General features: G+C 65.1%; 16 protein-coding genes. 9 read left to right on the top strand and 7 right to left on the bottom strand.

What is annotated here, in order from left to right; all coding sequences use genetic code 11:
* Positions 1-2 precede the first annotated feature (2 nt).
* Both C0Z18_RS13655 and C0Z18_RS13650 read right to left on the bottom strand, forming a co-directional pair.
* Complete coding sequence (locus C0Z18_RS13655) at positions 3-1,211, bottom strand: acyl-CoA dehydrogenase family protein (RefSeq protein WP_102645958.1); 1,209 nt, start codon at positions 1,209-1,211, stop codon at positions 3-5.
* A gap of 85 nt (positions 1,212-1,296) precedes the next feature.
* A complete protein-coding gene (locus C0Z18_RS13650; protein WP_102645957.1) occupies positions 1,297-3,420 on the bottom strand; it encodes a 3-hydroxyacyl-CoA dehydrogenase NAD-binding domain-containing protein in 2,124 nt (707 codons plus the stop codon).
* A 155-nt stretch (positions 3,421-3,575) separates the two neighbouring features.
* Between C0Z18_RS13650 and C0Z18_RS13645 the strand changes: the two genes are divergently transcribed.
* On the top strand, positions 3,576-4,478 hold the full coding sequence (locus C0Z18_RS13645; RefSeq protein WP_102645956.1) for a LysR family transcriptional regulator: 903 nt from the start codon (positions 3,576-3,578) through the stop codon (positions 4,476-4,478).
* A gap of 57 nt (positions 4,479-4,535) precedes the next feature.
* Here the strand turns inward: C0Z18_RS13645 and C0Z18_RS13640 are convergent, their stop codons facing one another.
* Both C0Z18_RS13640 and C0Z18_RS13635 read right to left on the bottom strand, forming a co-directional pair.
* Positions 4,536-4,742, bottom strand: a complete 207-nt coding sequence (locus C0Z18_RS13640) for a CsbD family protein (protein ID WP_102645955.1) — start codon at positions 4,740-4,742, stop codon at positions 4,536-4,538.
* A 135-nt stretch (positions 4,743-4,877) separates the two neighbouring features.
* Positions 4,878-8,012, bottom strand: coding sequence for a transglycosylase domain-containing protein (locus C0Z18_RS13635; protein ID WP_102645954.1), 3,135 nt, complete (start codon positions 8,010-8,012; stop codon positions 4,878-4,880).
* 754 nt (positions 8,013-8,766) lie between these two features.
* Between C0Z18_RS13635 and C0Z18_RS13630 the strand changes: the two genes are divergently transcribed.
* Positions 8,767-9,480 carry an autoinducer binding domain-containing protein gene (locus tag C0Z18_RS13630; RefSeq protein ID WP_102645953.1) on the top strand — a complete coding sequence of 238 codons (714 nt, stop codon included), beginning with the start codon at positions 8,767-8,769 and terminating at the stop codon, positions 9,478-9,480.
* A gap of 327 nt (positions 9,481-9,807) precedes the next feature.
* On the opposite strand, the gene C0Z18_RS13625 is transcribed toward C0Z18_RS13630, so the two are convergent.
* Positions 9,808-10,509, bottom strand: coding sequence for an ATP-binding cassette domain-containing protein (locus C0Z18_RS13625; protein ID WP_102645952.1), 702 nt, complete (start codon positions 10,507-10,509; stop codon positions 9,808-9,810).
* Between the two features lie 134 nt (positions 10,510-10,643).
* The gene (locus tag C0Z18_RS13620; RefSeq protein WP_102645951.1) at positions 10,644-11,696 is read right to left on the bottom strand and encodes a LysR substrate-binding domain-containing protein; all 1,053 of its coding nucleotides are present in this window, start codon (positions 11,694-11,696) and stop codon (positions 10,644-10,646) included.
* Between the two features lie 136 nt (positions 11,697-11,832).
* Between C0Z18_RS13620 and C0Z18_RS13615 the strand changes: the two genes are divergently transcribed.
* Entirely contained in the window at positions 11,833-12,837 is a 1,005-nt protein-coding gene (locus C0Z18_RS13615; RefSeq protein WP_102645950.1) for an alpha/beta hydrolase family protein, read from the top strand.
* A 282-nt stretch (positions 12,838-13,119) separates the two neighbouring features.
* Here the strand turns inward: C0Z18_RS13615 and C0Z18_RS13610 are convergent, their stop codons facing one another.
* On the bottom strand, positions 13,120-13,320 hold the full coding sequence (locus C0Z18_RS13610; RefSeq protein WP_102645949.1) for a hypothetical protein: 201 nt from the start codon (positions 13,318-13,320) through the stop codon (positions 13,120-13,122).
* A gap of 521 nt (positions 13,321-13,841) precedes the next feature.
* Between C0Z18_RS13610 and hutH the strand changes: the two genes are divergently transcribed.
* From hutH to C0Z18_RS13580, 6 genes are read left to right on the top strand one after another with little or no spacing between them, the layout of a single operon-like run.
* A complete protein-coding gene (gene hutH / locus C0Z18_RS13605) occupies positions 13,842-15,377 on the top strand; it encodes a histidine ammonia-lyase (RefSeq protein ID WP_102645948.1) in 1,536 nt (511 codons plus the stop codon).
* 20 nt (positions 15,378-15,397) lie between these two features.
* Entirely contained in the window at positions 15,398-16,093 is a 696-nt protein-coding gene (gene hutC / locus C0Z18_RS13600; protein ID WP_102646079.1) for a histidine utilization repressor, read from the top strand.
* Between the two features lie 32 nt (positions 16,094-16,125).
* Positions 16,126-17,814, top strand: a complete 1,689-nt coding sequence (gene hutU / locus C0Z18_RS13595) for a urocanate hydratase (protein ID WP_102645947.1) — start codon at positions 16,126-16,128, stop codon at positions 17,812-17,814.
* Between the two features lie 5 nt (positions 17,815-17,819).
* A complete protein-coding gene (locus tag C0Z18_RS13590; RefSeq protein ID WP_233217307.1) occupies positions 17,820-18,455 on the top strand; it encodes a HutD/Ves family protein in 636 nt (211 codons plus the stop codon).
* Positions 18,456-18,508: 53 nt separating this feature from the next.
* Positions 18,509-19,783 carry an imidazolonepropionase gene (hutI, locus tag C0Z18_RS13585; protein ID WP_102645946.1) on the top strand — a complete coding sequence of 425 codons (1,275 nt, stop codon included), beginning with the start codon at positions 18,509-18,511 and terminating at the stop codon, positions 19,781-19,783.
* Complete coding sequence (locus tag C0Z18_RS13580; protein WP_102645945.1) at positions 19,780-21,171, top strand: formimidoylglutamate deiminase; 1,392 nt, start codon at positions 19,780-19,782, stop codon at positions 21,169-21,171. The genes hutI and C0Z18_RS13580 overlap by 4 nt, the downstream gene beginning before the upstream one ends.
* Positions 21,172-21,178: the final 7 nt, after the last annotated feature.

Genomic DNA, 21,178 nt, shown 5'->3' with positions numbered 1-21,178 from the left:
TCTCAGAGTTCAAGAATCGCTTTCGCGATGATGTTCTTCTGAATCTCGTTCGATCCGCCGAAGATCGAGAGCTTGTAGTTGTTGAAGTCGCTCTTGGCGGCATCGGGCGCATCGACGGCGCCCAGTTGCGGGCCTTCATAGCCCTCGTCGAGCGCTTCGTCGACGAACGGCTGGGCGTAGGGGCCCAGTGCCCGTCGCATCAACGCGGCGATCTCCTGACGAATCTGCGTGCCGCGCACTTTGAGCATCGAGCTTTGCGCGCCCGGGGCACCCCCGCCCGCGGCAGCCGCGATCGTACGCAGGTTCGTCGTCGTCATGTTTTCCAGATCGATCGCGACGCGCGCCAAGCGAGCGGCGAACAGCGGATCGTCGGCGAGGGGCCGTCCGCCTTGCATGATCTTCGCCGCCGCTTGCTCGAGGCGCTCGAGCGCCGCCACCGAGAATCCCACGCCGGCGATATTGGTGCGCTCGTACGTGAGCAGATATTTGGCGTAGGTCCAGCCGCGGTTTTCCTCGCCGACGAGGTTCTCCGCCGGCACGCGCACGTCGGTGAAGAACACTTCGTTCACTTCGTGCTCGCCGTCTAGCGTCACGATCGGACGCACTTCGATGCCGGGCGTGCGCATATCGATCAGCAAGAAGCTGATGCCTTCTTGTTTGCGCACGTCGGTGGCGGTGCGCACGAGGCAGAACATCATGTTCGCGTAGTGGCCGAGCGTCGTCCACGTCTTCTGGCCGTTGACGATGTAGTGCTCGCCTTGCGGATCGACTCCGCGCACGGCGCGTGTGGCGACCGACGCCAGATCCGAGCCCGCGCCCGGTTCCGAATACCCTTGGCACCACCAGTCGCTGCCCTCGAGGATGCGCGGCAAGTAGTGACGCTTTTGCACCTCGCTGCCGTACTTGATCAGGACGGGCGCGAGCATGTTGACGCCGAACGGCACGATGCGCGGCGCGCCGGCGAGCGCGCACTCGTTATCGAAGATGAAGCGCTCGACCGCGCTCCAGCCGGTGCCGCCGTACTCGCGCGGCCAGTGGCTCGCGAGCCAGCCGCGTGCGTTCAAAATCGCATGCCACTCGGCCATGTCCTCGCGCGTGAGCCTAAGGCCCTGTTTGACTTTGTGCGCTGTGCGCGCGGGCAGTCGCTCGTCGAGGAAGCGTCGTACTTCGCTGCGAAACGCTTGTTGTTCTGCCGTGAAACTCAGATCCATCGCTTAAGCCCTCGCTGACGATCGAATGAGAGGAACGGAAAGACGCCGGAGCGCGGGAGCGCGATGGCGCAATCGCGCGCAGACGTCACGATGCCGCGCCGTTCAAGCTTGCGAAGTCGGCGCCGCGTTCGACGAGTTCGACGATGAGCGGCGACGGCCGCCAAAAAAAGGCGTCTTCTTGCGACAAGCGCGTGAGTTCGGCCAGCACGTTCGGCAACCCGAGCATGTCCGCGTATTTCATCGGCCCGCCGCGGTAGCGCGGAAAGCCGTAGCCGTAGACCAGGGCGATGTCGACGTCGAGCGGGCGCAGCGCGATGCCTTCGCGCACGACGTTGGCGGCTTCGTTGATGACGGCGCACATGAGGCGGCGCACGATCTCCTCGTCGGTGAAGCTGCGCGGCGAGATGCCCGCGCGCGCGCGTTCGCTGTCGATGATCGCTTCCACTTCGGGGTCGGGCGTGCCGGTGCGCGCGCCGGGTTCATAGCGATAAAAGCCGCGTCCCGTTTTTTGGCCGAACCAGCCGCGTTCGCACAGGCGGTCGGCGATCTCGACATAGCGCATGCGCGTATCGCGGGTCGGGGCGCGCCGCTTGCGCGCCGCCCAGCCGATATCTCCGCCCGCCAAATCGACGACCTGATACGGTCCCATCGGATAGCCGAATTCGCGCATGGCGCGGTCGATCTGATAGGGCGACGCGCCGTCCTCCATGAGGTAGTCGGCGGCCGTGCGATAAACGGCGAGCAGCCGGTTGCCGATGAAGCCGTCGCACACGCCCGCGCGCACGGGCACCTTGCGCAATTGCTTGGCGAGCTCGAAGGCGGTGGCGACGACGTCCGCGCTCACGCGGGCCGGCACCACGATTTCGAGCAGCTTCATGATGTTGGCCGGCGAGAAGAAATGCAGGCCGACGACGTCAAAGGGGCGAGAAGTCACGCCGGCGATTTCGTCGATGTCGAGATACGAGGTATTCGTCGCGAGAATCGCCCCGGGTTTGCAGACGCGATCGAGTTCGGAGAACACGGCCTTTTTGACGGCCATGTCCTCGAACACGGCTTCGATCACGAGATCGACGTTCGCCAGCGCGTCGTACGAGGTGCTGCCGGTAAAGCGGGCGAGAGCTGCGTCTTTGACCTCGGCCTGGATCCGCCCTTTCGCCAGCAGTCCGTCGTAGACGCGTTCGATATGCGCTCGGCCGCGTTCGAGCGCCGCTTCGTCGCGCTCGATCATCGTGATGGGCAGCCCCGCGTCGAGCACGGCGACCGCGATGCCGGCTCCCATCGTGCCGCCGCCGACGATGCCGACCGATGCCACGGCACGCGCCGAGGCGGCTTTCGTCTCGGGCGCCTTGGCCACTTCGCGTTCGGCGAAAAATGCATGGATGAGCCCCGCGCGCTGCGGGCTTTCGAGGCATTCGACGAAGAGTTGGCGCTCGAGCGCCAGGCCCTCGTCGAAGGGCAGCGTCAACGCGGCTTCGACGGCTTGCACGATCTTCATCGGCGAAAAGAGTCCCCGCGTGCGCGCGGCGGTTTCCTTGCGCGCGGCTTCCACGGCCGCGCGGCCCGCTTGTAGGTCGGCAAGCGCGGTTGCGGCGCGCGTCGGCCGCACGCCGGCTTTCGCGGCGAGCAACTCGCGCGTATAGGCTAGTCCTTCGCCGAGCACGTCGTCGGTCGCGCCAAGGCGATCGACGAGCCCCATCGCAAGCGCTTCCTCGGCGCGTACGTGCCGGCCCGAGAGCATCAGATCGAGCGCGTGCGCGGCGCCGATGAGACGCGGCGCGCGTTGCGTACCGCCGGCACCCGGCAGCAAGCCGAGTTGCACTTCCGGCAATCCCAGTTTCGCGCCGCGCACCGCGATCCGATAGTGCGCGGCGAGCGCGATTTCGAGGCCCCCGCCCAGCGCGGCGCCGTGAATCGCGGCGACGACGGGTTTGGTGCACGCTTCGATGCTGTTGCAGACCGCGGGCAGCAGGGGCGAGAGCGGCGGCTTGCCGAACTCGCGGATGTCGGCGCCCGCGATGAAATTTCGACCGGCGCCGACGATGAGCACGGCGGCGACGGCGGCGTCCGATTGCGCGGCCTCGATCGCTTCGGCGAGTCCGCGCCGCACATCGACGCTCAAGGCGTTGACGGGCGGGTGATCGATCGTGACGACGAGGACACTGCCATGCAGCGTGCGAGAGACGACGGAGGCTTGCGTAGAGGCGGTCATAAGGGGGCGCGCGGCAAAGATGGACGATCGTGCGATTGTCGATCGGTTAGCCGCAATTGACAATTAAAGCTTGAATTGACAGACTGTAAAAATTTCCTTGACAGTGCGTCGTGCACTGCTCGTTGGCGCTTGTCAGCGCTTGGTGGTAAAGACCCATGGATCTGAATTCGCTCTCGCTGCTCGTCGAAATTCTGGAGGCGGGCAATCTCAGCGAGGCCGCCCGCCGCCTGAAGATGACGCGCGCCAATGTCAGCTATCACCTCAATCAGTTCGAACGCACGCTCGGGCTGCAACTCGTGCGGCGTACGACGCGGCGCGTGGAGCCGACCGAGGCGGGGCTGCGTCTGGTCGAACACGGTCGTGCGATCCGGCGGGCGCTGGAGGCGGCGCAGGAGACCGTCGAGACGCTAGGACAAACGCCGCAGGGACGCGTTCGGCTGTCGGTGCCGAGCGGCTACGGGCAACTCGTGATGGCCGATTGGCTGCTGCAATTCAAGCGGCTGCACCCCGGCATCGTGCTCGACGTCATGTTCGAAAATCGCGTGGAAGATTTGCTGCGCGATGAAGTCGATATCGCCGTGCGCGTCATGTCGGAACCGCCGCAAAACCTCGTCGCGCGCGATATGGGGGCGGTGCGGTACGTCGCATGTGCGTCTAGGGCCTACGCGGATGAGTACGGTTTGCCGACGCAACTCGACGCGCTACGCACGACGCCGCTGATCACGGCGACGGTCGTCGGCCGTCAGTTGCGCGTCGCCGCCTATTTGGCCGAGGAGCGCCATGAGGTGCTGCTGGAACCGACGCTGATCTCGGAAAATTTTCTCTTTTTGCGTCAAGCCATCCTCGCGGGCTTGGGCGTGGGCATCGTGCCCGATTATGTCGTGCAAGACGATATCCGGCGCGGCGAGGTCGTGACGACGCTCGATGCATGGCGGCTCAGTATTTTCGGCACGCACATGTATCTACTCTATATGCCTGACCGGCACCAGACGCGAGCCGCCGGTGCGTTCATCGACTTCGTGCTGGAGCAGGCAAGAAAAGCGGGGCGCACGGGCTGAACCGCCGGTGCGCCCCGCCAGCGAGCGCACACGAGCGTGCGCGCTCATTCGCCGCTATCAGTGATGCTTTTTCACGTCATGGTCGCGATTGAGCTCGTCCTTGACGTCTTCCTTGGCATCGCCATAACCCTTGCGAACCTCACCCGCGGCTTCCTGCAGGTCGCCCTTGGCTTGCTGGGCCGGATCGTTCGTCACTTTCCCGACCGCCTGGTTCACCTTGCCCTTCATCTTTTCCGTCACGCCCTTCACTTGGTCCTTGTTCATGTGAGATCTCCTTTAAAGGTGTGCCTCGTAAGGTGTGCCGCACGTGCGACGTCGATAGTGGTGCAACGCACGTGCCCGCCCCCGCGCGAAGCACGGGGACGGAACGAGTGAAGGGGACGGGGCGGGAAGACCGGGTTAGAACGAGGGTGTTGCGGCGCCGGACGAACTGCCGCCCGCGCCTGCGACCGATGCCGCGGTGTGTGCCGGCGCGTCGCCGGATTCCAGTACCGGGGCCAGCGAAGGGCCGAGCGATTTGAGCAGTTGCACGGCCATCGCGCTCGTATAGTCGTAGCGCGCCGCATACGGCTCGTGGGCATACGCGGTCAGCGTGCCGTAGAAGCGCTCGCCGATGACGAAGACGAAGACAGCGGTGCGATTGACCTTACGCGATTCGATGAGCCGTCCGCCGCGCGCATAGACGCCGAAGCGCTGGTCGCCGGTGCCGGTCTTGCCGTAGACCTGGAGCGTGCGGCCGTCGCCGAGCGGCAGCCCCGCGGCGAGGCGCGCGCCGGTGCCGCCCTGCACGACGCTATTCAACAAGCCGCGCACGGCTGTCACGATAGCGGGCGAGATGGCCTGATGCTCGGGGCTCGGCGCGCGGCCGAAGCGCGTTTCGAACGGCGTGCCTTCGGCGAACGTGAGGGTATCGACGCTTTGCGCCCGATACGACTTGCCGTCGTTGGCGACGATGCCGATCAAATGCGCGAGGGCATCGGGCCGGTCGCCGGACGCACCGATAGCCGCGGCGAACGATGGCGTGATCGTCTCGAACGGATAGCCGAGCGCGCGCCACGATTTACCGATCGCGTCGTAGGCTTGCAACTCCACCATGTGACGAATGCGCCGGTCCTGCGTGATGTGATGGCGTGTCTTGAATAGCCACTTGTAGGAGGTCATGCGTGCGGTGCGGCTCGCTTTGCGCAGCTCGTCCTCGGTCGCATTCGGATGCGTGCGCAGATATTCGAGCATCCACAGCGCGATCGGATGAACGCCGGAGATGTATCCGCGGTCGTTCAGATTGAATTTGTCGATGGCATATTTTTCGTACAGCTTCGCCAGATCGTCATCGGAGAGCGACGCGGCCGGCGTGCTCTTCAGCGCGGCGCGCATGCGCTGCGCGAACCACGGGAACGGTTCGCCGGGCGCGACGCTGCGCAGCGCCGTCGCGAGCTTCGGCGGGCTCTTGCGCATGTCGGCGACGAGCGTATCGAGCGCATCGTCGGGGCGCTTGTCGTGATATTTCACGAAGAACCGATGCAGATAGACGAGGCTCTCCTGATCGGCGAATGCCTCCAGATAGCGCCGGCGCAACGCGGGGTCGTCGAACCACTGCGTCGAGGGGCCTGCGCTCGAGACCATTTCGTAGTGAACGATGTCGCGCATCAGTCGCACGAACACGAGGTTCACCGAATGCTGGAACGCTTCGCGCACCGTCAGGATACGGCCGTTGTCGGATTTGTCGAAATTCGAGAAGGTTTGCGCGCCGCCGCCGGTGTAGAACGTTTCACCCGGGCTGGCCGAATACTTGCGATCGATGGCCGCGTTGAGCATGGCCTCAAGCGACCGGTCGTTCGTGTGCGCAAGGTAATCGACGGCCCAGCGCGAGAGGCCGTCGAACGGATCGATTTGTACGTGCTTCAACTGCGCGGCGCTGAGATCGGCATAACGCGCATGCAGCGTCGAGACGATCTGGAGGTAGGTGATGACGGTCCGCAGTTTCGCGGTCGAGCCTAGATTGAGACGCGCGCCGCCGTTGATATCGAACGGCTGGTTCACGCTATCGGTTTGCACGCGCACGACGTCATGGCCGTTCTTCTGGTGTTCGAATAGCGCGAAGCTGAACGAGATCTTCGAGGGATCGTCACCGGGCCGCAGCATCTCGAAGCCGTAAAGCCCCGCGGCCTTGGCGCCGTCGATCGTGGCGGCGGCGGCGAGCTTCTCCGAAACGGCACGTTCCACCGAGTCGTTCAACGTGGCATGGACGGTCAGATCGAGGCGATCGAGATCGTAAAAGCTGTCGAGTCCGAGCGCTTGCTGCAAACGCGATCGGACGAGCGTGACGGCCTTGCGTGCGACGTAGGACGAACCGGGCTGCGGCGGCGCACCCTTGTGCGAATCGAGCGAAGCCGCGAGCGCGGCGTCGCGTAGCGGCGCGGAGATGACGCCATTGGCCGCGAGGACGCGGATGTAGCTGTCGGTCAGCTTGTCCAGCGCCGGACGGTTACGGACGAGGTAATAAGAGGGCGCGCGCTGAGCGATCAACAGCGACAAGGCTTGCTTGAACGCAAGCGCTTGCGCGGCGAGCACGCCGGGCGCGGCCGGGCCGTTGCCCGTTTCGGCGGTGATCTGCGAGAGCAGTGCGTTGACCTCGGCGAAATCGCGTCCGTACCAAGCCGTGAGTCCGTCGCCGAGGCCCTGCACTTCGCCCACGCCGGCGCGCGCCGCGAGCGGGACGGTATTCAAGTAATGGACGACGATTTGCTTGCGCGCGGCCGTCGTGTTTTCGCCGCCGAGGTAGGCCCGGATCGAAGCCGACGCAATCTGACGCAGCTTTTCCGGCGCCGTTGCCGTGCGTCCGCCCGGCGAGTGCCGGAATTTTTCGGTTTGCGTGGCGAGCGTGCTGCCGCCCGGCGTCGATTGGTGGCGATCGACGAGTCGCAATGCCTGATCCGAGAGCGCTCGCGCGAATCGCCCCCAATCGATGGCCGGATTGCGATCGGGCTCGTTCGAATCGAGCAAGTACCGATCTTCGATGAAAGTCAGCGCGCCGACGATGACGGGTGGAATGGCATCGAAGTCGGAATAGGCGAGGGCCGGGTAGCGGGCGCTAAATAGCGGCGCGCCTTGCGCATCGAACAGGCGCAGTCCGGCCTGATCCTTTTCCGCATAGGGAATGAACAAGCCGCGATCGGCGAGCGAGGTCATCATCGACGAATCGCGCGCCTGACTCGTCACCACATAGCCGCGCGCGCGGAGCCGAGCCTCGAAATCGGGCATGCGCGCATACCCTAACCGCATATCGTAGGGGCCGCCCGGCGATGGGAAACGGATGGCGCCGCTCGCCCCCGGTTCGACTGAAAACGATACCTGCCGGCCTATGCGGGCGAAATAACCTGCTTGGAGCCGGGAAGTCTGCATCTCGAGCGAGACGAAGTAGGCCAGGAGCCCGACGAGCGCGGCGAGGCCGACGAACGTGAGCCATTTCCATCGCGCCCCGGGCGACATCGTGGAGATGTAGCGCAAGGGCAGACGAGCGATCGGCCGATTCATGATGTGGCTCCGTGGGCGGCGCCGCCATCGTGCTGACGACGCTCGTAGTAGTTTAATCACGAGCCGAGCGCCTGTGCAGAGCGCGTGATGTGCTCTGCCGCACGAATGTCGTCCGCGGCGTTCGAGCCTTGCCACCGCACCGGCGTTCTTCTAGCGGTGAAGGAAGCAACGCATAGACCCGCCCGCCGATCGCTCGCGTGTTTTCCGCCGCCCGAAAATGGTGCGTAGATAGTGCATTGAGCCATTAAGCGCAAGTGTAATTGCGCGTAAATATGACGCTGCGACAGCGCGGCTGCATTTGCTTTCGGTATTAATTTCCCGTCGAAAAATGTTTAATGGTTAAGCGAGCTTTGGATCGATTTTCGACGGCTAAAAATGTGAGATGATTACGCTCGTTTTAATCGACGCGGGCGAGCGTCGGCTAAAACACCGGCGGGGCTTATGTAATAGAGGTGGGACTCGGCGCGGTATGCCGACGGTACGCGCCATCCCTCATCCGTTTCGACATGCCGTGCGTTTGCCGAGCAAGCGTCGCGCAATGTGAAATGACCGGAATCAAGGCGCCGCAAATCGAAGTGTCAGCATTGAAATTAAGAAGAGCCTTTGGCAGGCGTCTCACATGAGAGCCGCGATTCGGTTCGTACCGAGTTGCGGGAGATGCGTGCCGGGATGTCGATGCTCCGGCCGCCGGGCGCGGCCGTTTCGGTATCGCGCGAGTCGTTCGCACGGCGCGCGCGACGACAAGGAGGCATAAATGAAAAGTTGGGCCGAGGAACTGTTGCACGAGTTGAATCATACGAGCTCCGATGCGGAGATTTTCAGCAAAATCGAGGCCGCGGCGAATGGCTTGGGCTTCGAGTACTGCGCGTACGGCTTGCGGGCGCCGTGGCCGCTGTCCAAGCCGAAGACACGCTGGCTGAGCAATTACCCCGAGGCGTGGAAGAAGCGTTACCACGAAGCACGCTATTTGGACATCGACCCGACCGTGCAGCATGCGCGCCGTTCGCAAGCGCCCGTCGTCTGGAGCGATGCCCTGTTCAGCGGCGTACCCGAGTTTTGGAACGAGGCGCAGTCGCACGGGTTGCGTCATGGCTGGGCGCAGTCTGCGTTCGATAGTTGCGGCGTGGGCGGCATGCTCACGTTGGCGCGCTCGAGCGATCCGCTGACGCCGGTCGAACTCGCCGAAAACGAAGTGAAGATGCGTTGGCTCGTCAGCACCGCGCATCTCTCACTGAAGCGCGTGCTGATGCCGACGCTGATGTCCGATCCCGAGCGCGGGCTCACCGATCGAGAGGTCGAGGTGCTCAAATGGGCCGCCGACGGCAAGACGTCCGGGGAGATCTCGAAGATCCTGGTGATCTCGGTCGACACGGTCAATTTTCATGTCAAAAATGCCGTGACGAAGCTCAAGACGACCAACAAGACCGCCGCCGTCGTCCGGGCCGCGATGCTGGGCTTATTGCAATGACTTGTCCGTCCAGTGATTGCGGTTCAGTTGCAATCATGCCGAATGCGAATTTCGGCGAGCGGTAAGTGTTCCGGATAGGGTTGCCTGACGACGGCGGTCGTTGGGCAATTTGCCGGCGCGATGAAAAATCGGTTTCATTTATTTCGGCGCGCTCAAAGTCGTGAAAGTTTGCAATTATTTTATTTAGCGTCAGCGAAATAACCGCCCTCCGCCCCATTGCGTGCGGCTCATGTCGATCCGCGGCCCGGCAATTGGAATCAGTGGAAATGGGCGCGCCGTAATCGAAGAAAACACCGTCGTTTCGCACGTCGTGCCCATCGCCCGTCACTAAGTGGCCGCCAGGCCGGGCCGGGACGGGCCCATGAGCGTCTGTGATCGCGAGAGGCGCCCTCCATCGAGCGTATAAGCCGTCACCCCCGAGTTCGTCGCGGGTGTGGGGTTGCGTTGCGCGATTACCACAGCCGTTCCCTGTCCGGCGAGTTCCGCGCCGAGCCCCGCCACCTGCTCGGCTTCGGCCCGCGTGAGCGCATTGAACGGGTCGTCCAGTAAGAGCAAGCGTGGCCGGGACATCAGCGCGCGGGCGATCGCCAAAAGCTGCCGCTCGCCGTCGGTCAGCCGGCCGGCGCTTTGATGCTCGCAGGTTTTCAAAAAAGGGAGCCGCTGCGCGAGCCGCTCGGCTTGTTCTTCGAGCCGTGGGCGATCCGTATCGCGCCAAACGGCGGCCAACAGATTCTCGCGGACGGATAGCGAGCTGCAAAGCAAGCGATTGTGGGGAACGTAGGCGATGCCACGGGCGAGCAGCTCGGTGGGACGCTTGCGGCGCAGATCCTCGCCGTCGAAGCGGATCACGCCGCGTTTGGGCCGCACGATGCCGGCGATCGCCATGAATAGGGTCGTTTTGCCCGCGCCGCGAGGACCTAGGACGTAGGCGAGGCTGCCGGGGAAAAGCGCGAACGAGATGTCGTCGAGTACCTCGCCCTTGCCGTAACCGGCGGCGAGCGATTCGATTTGCAGCAAAGGCATGCGCATCGGGTGTCACCTCCGGAAACGGATACGACGTGCACTGGGGCGCGCCGTACGCGAATTCCGTCGATTTCACCCGTCGAGCCTTCAAGCGGCAACTACCACAAATGGTAGGTTGTAAACTTCCCTGCTTTGTTGCACTACGACAGTGCAACCCGCTCGCCGTCGGGCGCCGTGGCCTTCAATGCGCGCGCGGCGACGTCGGAAAACGGCTCCGACTCCGGCTGCGCGGCCGAGCCGCCGTGCACCTGGCCCGTGGGGCGAGCGTGGGGGCTTGCGCTCACGAGTGGCTCGGCGCTGCTGCGCGCCTGCTCGACGATCCACTGCGCGACATCGCGCACGTCTTGGCGTGCCGCCGCCTCGGCTTGTACGAGCCAGTATGCGTGCCCGCTGGGCGTGCCCTTGCCCGTATCGACGGCGACGAGCTTGCCTTGCGCGATCAGCGGTTCGACGAGCGCCGCGCGTCCGAGTGCGATGCCCTGTCCGGCCAGGGCTGCTTGCACGACCTGATCGTAATGATTGAGGTGCAGCATGCTGCGCGGCTTGATTTCGCCGAGGCCCAACGCGGTCAAATGATCCGACCAGCGCAGCAGCGGCCGGCGCAGGCCGTCGAATTCGATTAGGACTTGGTGCGCGACGGTGTCGGCGTCGATCCGCGTGACCCCGAGCGACGGGCTCGCGACGGCAAGGATCGTTTCGTCGAACAAGCGCGTGGCGCCGGCCGGCGCGTTCGCCACGCTCGCGTAGCGTATCGCCAGATCGATGCTTTCGGTGCGCAGATCGAGCAGCTTGTCGTTGGCCGCGACGCGCACGTCGAGCGAGGGGTAGCGCTGTTGCAGCTCCGACAGCCGTGGTAGCAGCCACAACGACGTTACCCCGATGCTCGCCGTGATCGTCACCGGTTGTTTTTCCGCCGGGCGCGTGATGGCTTCGAAGGCGTCTTGCAGTTGGCGCACGACACCGTCGGCCGTGCGGAACAAACGCTCGCCCGCCGGCGTAAACGTGATAGAGCGGTAGCCGCGATGAAACAGCGATACGCCGAGCGCATCTTCGAGCGAATGAATCTGCCGGCTGACCGCCGATTGCGTGAGACACAGATCCTCCGCCGCGAGCGTAACGCTCATACGGCGGCCGACAGCGACGAAGCCGCGGATCAAATCGAGCGGAGCAAGTCGAACGAGAGGCGTTGCCATGCGTCTACCTCATAGGAAAGTGACGGGAAAGTAAATTGATTCGAAGCTGGGCATCGGATCAAATGGGAACCTCTGAGCCACGGGCGCGACGGCGCGCACCGGTGCGGAAATTTCGGGTACGGCATAAGGAGCGACGATGAAAGAAGAGCGCGCGCAAGCGAGCGTGCCCCGCAGGGTGACTTTCGCGGCAGCCGACGGCAGGCCGATAACCGGTTTCGTATGGCAAGCCGGCTGCGCCGCGCGCCCCGTCGTCGTCGTCAATCCGGCGACGTCGGTGCGTTGCCGCTACTACTTTCGCTTCGCCGAGTATCTTTTCGCTCACGGGCGCGATGTGCTCCTGTACGACTATCGCGGAATCGGCGAATCGCGGCCGGCCACGTTCGCCGGCTTCGATGCGAATTGGATCGATTGGGGCGCGCTCGATTTCGAGGGCGCGCTGCGGTTCGCCGCTTCGTCCTTCCCCGGGCAAGTCATCGATGTGGTCGCGCATAGCATCGGCGGTTGCCTGCTCGGCCTCGCACCGTCGAACGTCACGATCCGCCGCGCGGTGACGATGGGTGCCCAGTACGCGTATTGGCGCGATTACGCCCGCAAGCATCGACTTGCCATGCTGCTCAAGTGGCATGTCGCGATGCCGGCGCTCGCCGCCGTGTTCGGTTATGTCCCGGCGCAGCGTCTGGGCTGGATGGAAGACACGCCTCGCGGCGTGGCGCGTTCGTGGGCATACAGCCGCGCCCGCTTCGAGCAGACCTATCGCGCGCGCCCCTTCGCGTTGAGCGATGAGCGCGTAGCCGAGCTCGCGCGCCGGTTCACCGGCGTTCGCGCGCCGCTGCTCGCCATCAGTACCACCGACGATCCGTTCGGCACCGTCCCCGCGATCGAGCGTTTGCTCGCTTACTTCGAGGGCTGCGAGGCGCGCGTGCACCTGCGTCTCGAACCCGGTGCGTTCGATGCGGATGCGATCGGACATTTCGCGTTTTTCCATAGCCGATTTCAGACGCGCTTATGGCCGATCGTGCTGCAGTGGCTCGAGACAGCCTCGCTCGCGCCGGCGACGCCCGGTGAACGCGTATCTGAGCGTCGCGGGACGAGCGAGCACGAAACCCACGCGGACCGCGCCGTGGACTCGTCGCTCGCTTGAGACGGTGGCTTTCATCGGCAGTTCCCCATTTAGATGCGCTCGCAACAAGTGCATCGGACCGTGCCGGATTTAAGCCATTCTTATGCGAAACCGTAACTGACACATTTGGTAGGCGCATGCCGAGCCCGCCTCGGTGCAGGCATTCGCCGCCCGCCGAGTGGAGAAGAAAGCGCTGAATTTGGCTGGTGGAAGCGAGGCGCCAGCCCCGCTCAAGGAGAGCCGCCCGGGACGCTTGCGCAGCGAAGCCGCCCGCGCGTCGCGGGTGCTCGAGTCGAAAACGCATCAATGCGTGTCGTCGTCCGAGGACTCGGCCTCCGGCTCTGCGCGGACGGCGTCCGCGAAGCGCGCGAGCGCCGCGAGCGAACCGCTCACGCTCACGTACTGCTCGCGGCCGATCTTCGCATCGAGCAATACGGCCATGCCCGATTCGCGTGCGAGTTCGATAAGGTCCATTTGCGGTGGTTGCCCTTGCGTCTTGTTCATAGTCGTCAAAGAGTCGCTGGGTGATACCGGGGCTCGCGCTCGACGCTAAACGGGTTTCGCGACGGGCCTCGCCATGCATGAAGCATGACGCGTACCCATCGGCGTGGGCTGCGCCGCGCCGTCCCCGGACCCGCCATGGCGGGGGCTCCGCGCCACGAGGCCGGGGCGCGGCCGACCCGCGCATTGAAAAAGTCGCCGGTCTTTATGCCGCGGGGCGCGAGAACGATTTGTATAGACAAGACGGTCGCCGTTTGCGATGGCGCCGGCTATATGGCAACCACGCCTCGCCTGCCGTCGACTGCTCGAAAGGCCAGGAGATTCGGATCATCCCCACCGGACGTTTACGCTCGATCCCCTAATGGTTATCCCTAGTCTGAGACTTTTGAAAAACACTTGTCTATACAAGCTGGCGACACTAGACTGCGTGTCAGATCGAGGCATGCAGGCAGCCCAACGGCTTGCCGGGACTGCCCGGGCAGTCCGTACACATCGCACAGCACAGTTCAGACAGGACCTTATCCATGATGATTCTCACGCCGGGCCACTTGACGCTTCCCCAACTGCGCCGCATTGCACGCGAACGCGTCAAGTTGACGCTCGATCCCGCCAGCCGTCCGGTGATCGACGCGGGCGCGAAGGCCGTCGCGGATATCGCCGCGAAGGGCGAACCGGCATACGGCATCAATACGGGCTTCGGTCGTTTGGCCAGCACGCACATCCCGCACGATCAACTCGAGTTGTTGCAACGCAACCTGGTGCTCTCGCACGCGGTGGGCGTGGGCGAGCCGATGGCCGAGCCGGTCGTGCGTCTCTTGATCGCGCTGAAGCTGTCTAGCCTCGGCCGGGGCCACTCGGGTATTCGCGGCGAAGTGATGGATGCGCTGATCGCGCTCGTCAATGCCGATGTTTTGCCGATCATTCCCGTCAAAGGTTCGGTGGGTGCGTCGGGCGATCTGTCGCCGCTCGCGCACATGTCGGCCGTGTTGCTCGGGATCGGTGAGGTCACGGCGCGCGGCGAGCGGATGAGCGCCGCCGAGGGGCTCGAGCTCGCGGGGTTGGCGCCGCTGTCGCTGCAAGCGAAGGAAGGGCTCGCGCTGCTCAACGGCACGCAGGCCTCGACGGCGCTCGCGCTTTACAACATGTTCGCGATCGAGGACCTGTTTCGCACGGGGCTCGTTGCCGGAGCGCTCTCGGTCGATGCGGCGGCGGGTTCCATCAAGCCCTTCGACGCGCGCATCCATGCGCTGCGCGGCCATCGCGGCCAAATCGAAGCGGCCGCGGCCTATCGCGCGCTGCTCGACGGTTCGGGCATCAATTTGTCCCACCGCGATTGCGGCAAGGTGCAAGACCCCTACAGCCTGCGTTGCCAGCCGCAGGTGATGGGCGCATGCCTGGATCAAATGCGCCACGCGGCCGAGGTGCTGCTCATCGAAGCGAACGCCGTGTCGGACAACCCGCTCGTGTTCCCCGATACGGGCGAAGTGCTCTCGGGCGGCAACTTCCACGCCGAGCCGGTCGCGTTCGCGGCCGATAACCTCGCGCTGGCCGCCGCCGAAATCGGCGCGCTGGCCGAGCGGCGGATCGCGCTGCTGATCGATGCCACGCTTTCGGGCCTGCCGCCGTTCCTCGTCAAAGACGGCGGCGTGAATTCGGGCTTCATGATCGCGCACGTGACGGCGGCGGCATTGGCGTCCGAGAACAAGACGCTCGCCCACCCGGCTTCGGTCGATTCGTTGCCCACCTCGGCCAATCAGGAAGACCATGTGTCGATGGCGACCTTCGCCGCGCGCAAGCTGGCCGATATCGCCGAGAACACCGCGAACATCCTCGCGATCGAACTGCTGGCCGCGGCCCAAGGTATCGATCTGCGCGCGCCGCACCGCACGAGCGGAGCCTTGCAACGCGTGATGGATACGCTGCGCGAGCACGTGCCGCATTACGACCTCGATCGATATTTCGCCCCCGATATCGCCAGCATCGCGCGGCTCGTCACGAGCGGCACGATCGCGCAAGCAAGCCCGCTCTCGTTCGCGTCGGAAGTGAGCGCTCACGCCTGATCATGGAAAGCGTGAAAGCGATGAATGCACCGGCGTACCAGGGCATCAAAGACTTCATCCTCGCGCGAATCCACTCCGGCGAGTGGGCCGAAGGCGACCTGGTGCCGTCGGAGAACGAGCTTGCGCGCGAGTTCAAAGTCGCGCGCATGACCGTGAACCGCGCATTGCGTGAGTTGACGGCCGAACAGGTGCTCACGCGTGTGCAAGGCGCCGGCACCTTCGTGGCGCGGCCGAAATACGAATCGACGCTCGTCGCGATCCGCAGCATTTCCGACGAAATCGCGGCCCGCGGGCATCGCTATCACGCGCAGGTGCTCGAACTCGGCGCCACGGTCGCGGGCGAGGCGCTCGCCGACGAAATGCAGGTCGCGCCCGGCAGCCCCGTGTTTCATTCGCGCGTGCTGCATTTCGAAAACGACGAGCCCGTGCAACTGGAAGCGCGCTGGGTCAATCCGGCCGTTGCGCCCGAGTACGCCTTGCAGGATTTCTCGCGCGTTACGCCGAATCAGTATTTGACGCGCGTCGCGCCGTTGCAGCGCGTCGAATACCGCATCGAAGCCGCGCAGCCCGAACCCGATACGCGCGCGCAGTTGCGCATGGACGAGATCGAACCTTGTCTCGTGCTGCATCGGCGCACCTGGTCGCGCGAGCAGGTCGCATCCGTCGCCGACCTTTGGCACCCGGGCAGCCGCTATCGCTTCACGGGACATTTTTGAGCCGCACGAAAGCCGTACAACCGAGGACTCACATGAACGATCCGAAACCTTTCGACCCGCGTCTCGATCCGACGCGCACGATCCGCGCGCCGCGCGGTGCCGAGAAGACGTGCAAGAGCTGGCTCACCGAGGCGGCCTACCGGATGATCCAGAACAACCTGGATGCCGAGGTGGCCGAGCATCCGCATGCGCTGGTCGTCTATGGCGGCATCGGGCGTGCCGCGCGCAATTGGGATTGTTTCGACCAGATCCTGGCGTCGCTGAAAGACCTCGAGGACGACGAGACGCTGCTGATTCAGTCGGGCAAGCCCGTCGGTGTGTTTCGCACGCACGCGGACGCGCCGCGCGTGCTGCTGGCAAACTCGAACCTCGTTCCGCACTGGGCCACGTGGGAGCACTTTCACGAACTCGATCGCAAGGGACTCATGATGTACGGCCAGATGACGGCCGGCAGTTGGATCTACATCGGCAGCCAAGGGATCGTTCAGGGCACGTACGAAACGTTCTATGCGGTGGCCAATCAGCATTTTGGCGGCAATGCGAAGGGCCGCTGGATTCTGACGGGCGGCCTCGGCGGGATGGGCGGGGCGCAACCGCTCGCCGCGACGATGGCGGGCTTTTCGATGATCGCGGTCGAGTGCGACGAAACGCGCATCGATTTCCGCTTGAAGACCCGCTACGTCGATCGTAAAGCGAAGACGCTCGACGAGGCACTGGCCATCGTCGAGGCAGCGAAGGCGAGCGGCAAGCCCGTCTCCGTCGGGCTCGTGGGTAACGCGGCCGACGTGTTCGATGAATGCGTGGCGCGCGGCATCACGCCCGATTGCGTTACCGATCAAACGAGCGCGCACGATCCCATCAACGGCTATCTACCGCAGGGCTGGAGCGTCGAGCAATGGCGCGAGCGCCAAAAGACGGACCCGCAAAGCATCGTCGTGCCCGCCAAGCAATCGATGGCGCGCCAGGTGCAGTCCATGTTGACGTTGCAAGCGCGCGGGGCGGCGACGCTCGATTACGGCAACAACATTCGTCAGATGGCGCTCGACATGGGCGTCGAGAATGCGTTCGATTTTCCGGGCTTCGTGCCCGCCTACGTGCGTCCGCTCTTTTGCGAGGGCAAGGGCCCGTTCCGCTGGGTGGCGCTCTCCGGCGATCCGGAAGATATCTACAAGACCGACGCGAAGGTCAAGGAGTTGATCCCCGACGATCCGCATCTGCACAACTGGCTCGACATGGCGCGCGAGCGTATCGCGTTCCAAGGCTTGCCCGCGCGCATTTGCTGGGTGGGGGTCAAAGACCGCTACCGTTTGGGGCTCGCATTCAACGAAATGGTCAAACGCGGCGAGCTGAAGGCGCCAATCGTGATCGGGCGCGACCACCTCGACACGGGGTCCGTGGCGAGCCCGAACCGCGAGACGGAAGCGATGAAGGACGGCTCCGATGCCGTGTCCGATTGGCCGCTGCTCAATGCGCTGTTGAACACCGCGGGCGGTGCGACGTGGGTATCGATCCACCATGGCGGCGGCGTGGGCATGGGCTTTAGTCAGCACGCGGGCGTCGTGATCGTCTGCGACGGCACCGATGCGGCCGCGCGCCGTATCGAGCGCGTGCTGTTCAACGATCCGGCCACGGGCATCATGCGTCACGCCGATGCCGGGTACGAGCTGGCGCGCGACACGGCTCGCGAAGTCGGTCTCAAGCTGCCGATGCTCGGGCGCTGATGCGCATGGGTTCGCAAACGCGGGCGGCGCGACCGCGCGCGGACGTGCCGATGCGCATCGTCCGCGCGAGCGCCCTGACGGCCACGCCTTGGAAGAACGGCGGCGGCATCACGCGCGAAATCGCCGCGTATCCGGTGGGCGCGAGTCTCGAGACGTTCGTGTGGCGCGTCAGCGTGGCCGACGTCGAGCAGCCGGGACCGTTTTCGACGTTCGACGGCATCGACCGGACGCTCGTGTTGCTCGCGGGGGCGGGGATGCGTTTGCTCGAGCAGCATGGGCCTACGCATGAACTGATCGAGCCGCTGTCGGTCGCGAAGTTCGACGGCGAGGCCGCGCTCCGAGCCGAACTTATCGAAGGCCCGACGCGCGACTTCAACCTCATGGTGCGCCGCGATCGCGCGACCGCCAAGTTACAGGTATGGCAAGGCGCGGGCCGGCACGTGCTCGATGCCGACGCCGCGCTCGTGTTCTGCTCGCACGGCGAGCTCGACGTGCGCCTAGCCCGTGCGCAGGGCGGCGAAGCACGGGCGCAAGGCACGCTCGGCCCGATGGATACGCTCGTGCTCGATGCGCCGCGGGCGCTGCGCTGCGATTTGGCGGGCGAGGGCGCCGCGTTGGCCGTGCTCTTGCGGTACCGATAAAGCGCCGCCGCTTCCTACGCGAAGCGGGCGGTGGACGACATTCCGAGGTCATCATGAGCGAGCGGGTTTGGCGGCATTTGAATCTATGTCCAAGAGGCGACACGGACGAATCGATCGCGGACGCCGCGCTCGCCGTCCGTGACGGCACGATCGTATGGCAGGGCGCCGCATGCGACCTGCCGCGCGAATTCGCCGCGTGGCCGAGCGAGGACCTGGGTGGCGCGTGGGTCACGCCGAGCCTCGTCGATTGCCATACGCATCTCGTTTTCGGCGGCCTTCGCGCGGACGAGTTCGCGTTGCGGCTGGCGGGCGCGAGCTATGAAGAGATTGCCAAACGCGGCGGCGGCATCGTCTCGACGGTGTGTGCGACGCGCGAGGCCGACGAGGACACGTTGATCGCAGCGGCCGGTGCGCGGCTCGAGCCGTTGCTTGCGCAAGGCGTGGGCGCGATCGAAATCAAATCGGGCTACGGCCTCGATCTCGCGAGCGAGCGCAAGATGTTGCGCGTTGCGCGCGCCTTGGGCCGGCGCTATCCGGTGTCCGTCTATACGACGTTCCTCGGTGCCCATGCGTTGCCGCCCGAATACGCGGGGCGCGCCGATGCCTATATCGACGACGTCTGCGAGCGAATGCTGCCGGCGCTGGCCGACGAAGGCCTCGTGGATGCGGTCGACGTTTTTTGCGAGCGCATCGGCTTCACGCTCGAGCAAAGCGAGCGGGTGTTGGAGGCCGCCGGCCGTCGCGGCTTGCCCGTGAAGATGCACGCGGAACAATTGAGCCTGTCGGGCGGCACGGCGCTCGCGGCACGCTATGGCGCGCTCTCGGCGGATCACCTCGAGTTCTTGGACGAGGCCGGCGTGCAAGCCATGAAGCGGGCCGGTACGGTCGCGGTGCTATTGCCGGGCGCCTACTACTTCATCCGGGAGACGCAATTGCCGCCGATCGACTTGCTGCGCCGCCACGGCGTGCCGATCGCACTCGCCACCGATTGCAATCCCGGCACGTCGCCCGCCACGTCCTTGCTGGCGATGCTCAATTTGGGCTGCACGCTGTTTCGCCTCACGGTGCCCGAGGTGCTGCAAGGCGTGACCCTGCATGCGGCGCGGGCATTGGGGCAAAGCGAGCGGCATGGCGAACTGGCACCGGGCCGCTCCGCCGATTTCGTCGCATGGTCCGTCGGCACGCTGGCCGAGCTCGCTTATTGGATCGGCCGGCCGTTGGCCGCTCGCGTCGTGCGCGCGGGCGAAACGGTTTATACGGCGCCCGTATCTCCCTGGACCGGGCGTATCGAGGCGCATGCCGCCTCACTCGATAGGAGCGCGAAATGACGAGCGGCCGCCAGCTACTCTTCGCCGAGCACGCATATTTGCCGCAGGGATGGCGGCGCGACGTGCTGCTCGAATGGAACGACGCAGGGATCTTGACGGCGGTGACACCCGATTCGCCGGTCCCGCCGGGCAGCGCGCGGGCGAGCGGACCGTTGATGCCCGGGATGCCGAATTTGCATTCGCACGCGTTTCAGCGCGCGATGGCCGGGCTGGCCGAATATCGTGCGCACGCGGGCGACAATTTTTGGAGTTGGCGCGATCTGATGTATCGGCTCGCCGCCCGCATCACGCCCGAGGGACTCGAAGCGATCGCGCGGTGGCTCTACGTCGAGATGCTCAAGGCCGGGTACACGTCCGTGTGCGAGTTTCACTACGTGCATCACGCACTCGACGGCAGCCCGTACGAGAACGCCGCGGAACTGGGGCAACGCGTCGTCGATGCCGCCTCGCAGGCCGGTATCGGCATGACGATGCTGCCCGTGCTCTACCAATACAGCGGATTCGGCAAGCGCGAGCCGCGTCCGGATCAACGGCGCTTCGTCAATACGCCGCAAGCGCTGCTCGAATTGCTGCTGACGCTGCGCCGCGCCAGGCCCGAGCATGGCGCGCTCGCGTACGGCGTCGCGCCGCATTCGTTGCGCGCGGTATCGCACCCGGCGTTGCGCGCGCTGCTCGATGGGCTCGACGCGCATCTGCCGGGCGCGCCGATCCATATCCATATCGCCGAGCAGACGGGGGAAGTGGACGAGTGCGTGGCCGCGAACGGCGCGCGCCCCGTCGCCTGGTTGCTCGAGCATTTCGACGTAGACGCGCGCTGGTGCCTCGTGCACGCGACGCACGTCGACGAAGCCGAGGCGGCGGCGTTGGCCGCGAGCGGCGCCGTGGCGGGCCTATGTCCGACGACGGAAGCGAATTTGGGCGATGGCCTGTTTCCCGCGCAACGGTATCTCGATGCGGGCGGTTGGATCGGTATCGGCTCGGACAGCCATATCGCCGTCGATTGGCGCTCGGAGCTGCGATTGCTCGAATACGGACAGCGTCTCGCGCAGCGCCAACGCAACGTGCTTGCGTCCGCCACGCGGCCGCAGGTGGCCGAGCGGCTATTCGACGCGGCATTGGCCGGCGGCGCGCGTGCCAGCGGCCGGGCTATCGGTGCGTTGGAGGCGGGGTGCCGAGCCGATTGGCTCGTGCTGGATTCGGCGCATCCGAGCTTGGACGGGCGCCGGCCGGACGATTGGCTCGCCGCCATCGTGTTTTGCGAGCACGGCCATTCGCCGATCGCCGAGGTTCATACGGGCGGCCGCTGTGTCGTACGCGAGGGGCGCCATGTAGACGAGGCGCGTGCTTATGCGGCCTATCGCGAAGCGCTTGCACGTCTTCGGGTGTGACGCATGA

The sequence above is a fragment of the Trinickia dabaoshanensis genome (assembly GCF_002879885.1).
GTDB lineage: Bacteria > Pseudomonadota > Gammaproteobacteria > Burkholderiales > Burkholderiaceae > Trinickia > Trinickia dabaoshanensis.
This window is presented reverse-complemented; position numbering and strand designations above follow the sequence as displayed.

What these genes read in the sequence shown, in the direction of transcription:
- C0Z18_RS13590 (WP_233217307.1), top strand. Translation starts at nt 17,820, where the DNA reads ATGGGTTCGCAAACGCGGGCGGCGCGACCGCGCGCGGACGTGCCGATG.
- C0Z18_RS13580 (WP_102645945.1), top strand. Translation starts at nt 19,780, where the DNA reads ATGACGAGCGGCCGCCAGCTACTCTTCGCCGAGCACGCATATTTGCCG.
- C0Z18_RS13630 (WP_102645953.1), top strand. Translation starts at nt 8,767, where the DNA reads ATGAAAAGTTGGGCCGAGGAACTGTTGCACGAGTTGAATCATACGAGC.
- C0Z18_RS13640 (WP_102645955.1), bottom strand. Translation starts at nt 4,742, where the DNA reads ATGAACAAGGACCAAGTGAAGGGCGTGACGGAAAAGATGAAGGGCAAG.
- C0Z18_RS13635 (WP_102645954.1), bottom strand. Translation starts at nt 8,012, where the DNA reads ATGAATCGGCCGATCGCTCGTCTGCCCTTGCGCTACATCTCCACGATG.
- C0Z18_RS13625 (WP_102645952.1), bottom strand. Translation starts at nt 10,509, where the DNA reads ATGCGCATGCCTTTGCTGCAAATCGAATCGCTCGCCGCCGGTTACGGC.
- C0Z18_RS13620 (WP_102645951.1), bottom strand. Translation starts at nt 11,696, where the DNA reads ATGGCAACGCCTCTCGTTCGACTTGCTCCGCTCGATTTGATCCGCGGC.
- hutH (WP_102645948.1), top strand. Translation starts at nt 13,842, where the DNA reads ATGATGATTCTCACGCCGGGCCACTTGACGCTTCCCCAACTGCGCCGC.
- C0Z18_RS13610 (WP_102645949.1), bottom strand. Translation starts at nt 13,320, where the DNA reads ATGAACAAGACGCAAGGGCAACCACCGCAAATGGACCTTATCGAACTC.
- C0Z18_RS13645 (WP_102645956.1), top strand. Translation starts at nt 3,576, where the DNA reads ATGGATCTGAATTCGCTCTCGCTGCTCGTCGAAATTCTGGAGGCGGGC.
- hutC (WP_102646079.1), top strand. Translation starts at nt 15,398, where the DNA reads ATGAATGCACCGGCGTACCAGGGCATCAAAGACTTCATCCTCGCGCGA.
- hutU (WP_102645947.1), top strand. Translation starts at nt 16,126, where the DNA reads ATGAACGATCCGAAACCTTTCGACCCGCGTCTCGATCCGACGCGCACG.
- C0Z18_RS13650 (WP_102645957.1), bottom strand. Translation starts at nt 3,420, where the DNA reads ATGACCGCCTCTACGCAAGCCTCCGTCGTCTCTCGCACGCTGCATGGC.
- C0Z18_RS13655 (WP_102645958.1), bottom strand. Translation starts at nt 1,211, where the DNA reads ATGGATCTGAGTTTCACGGCAGAACAACAAGCGTTTCGCAGCGAAGTA.
- hutI (WP_102645946.1), top strand. Translation starts at nt 18,509, where the DNA reads ATGAGCGAGCGGGTTTGGCGGCATTTGAATCTATGTCCAAGAGGCGAC.
- C0Z18_RS13615 (WP_102645950.1), top strand. Translation starts at nt 11,833, where the DNA reads ATGAAAGAAGAGCGCGCGCAAGCGAGCGTGCCCCGCAGGGTGACTTTC.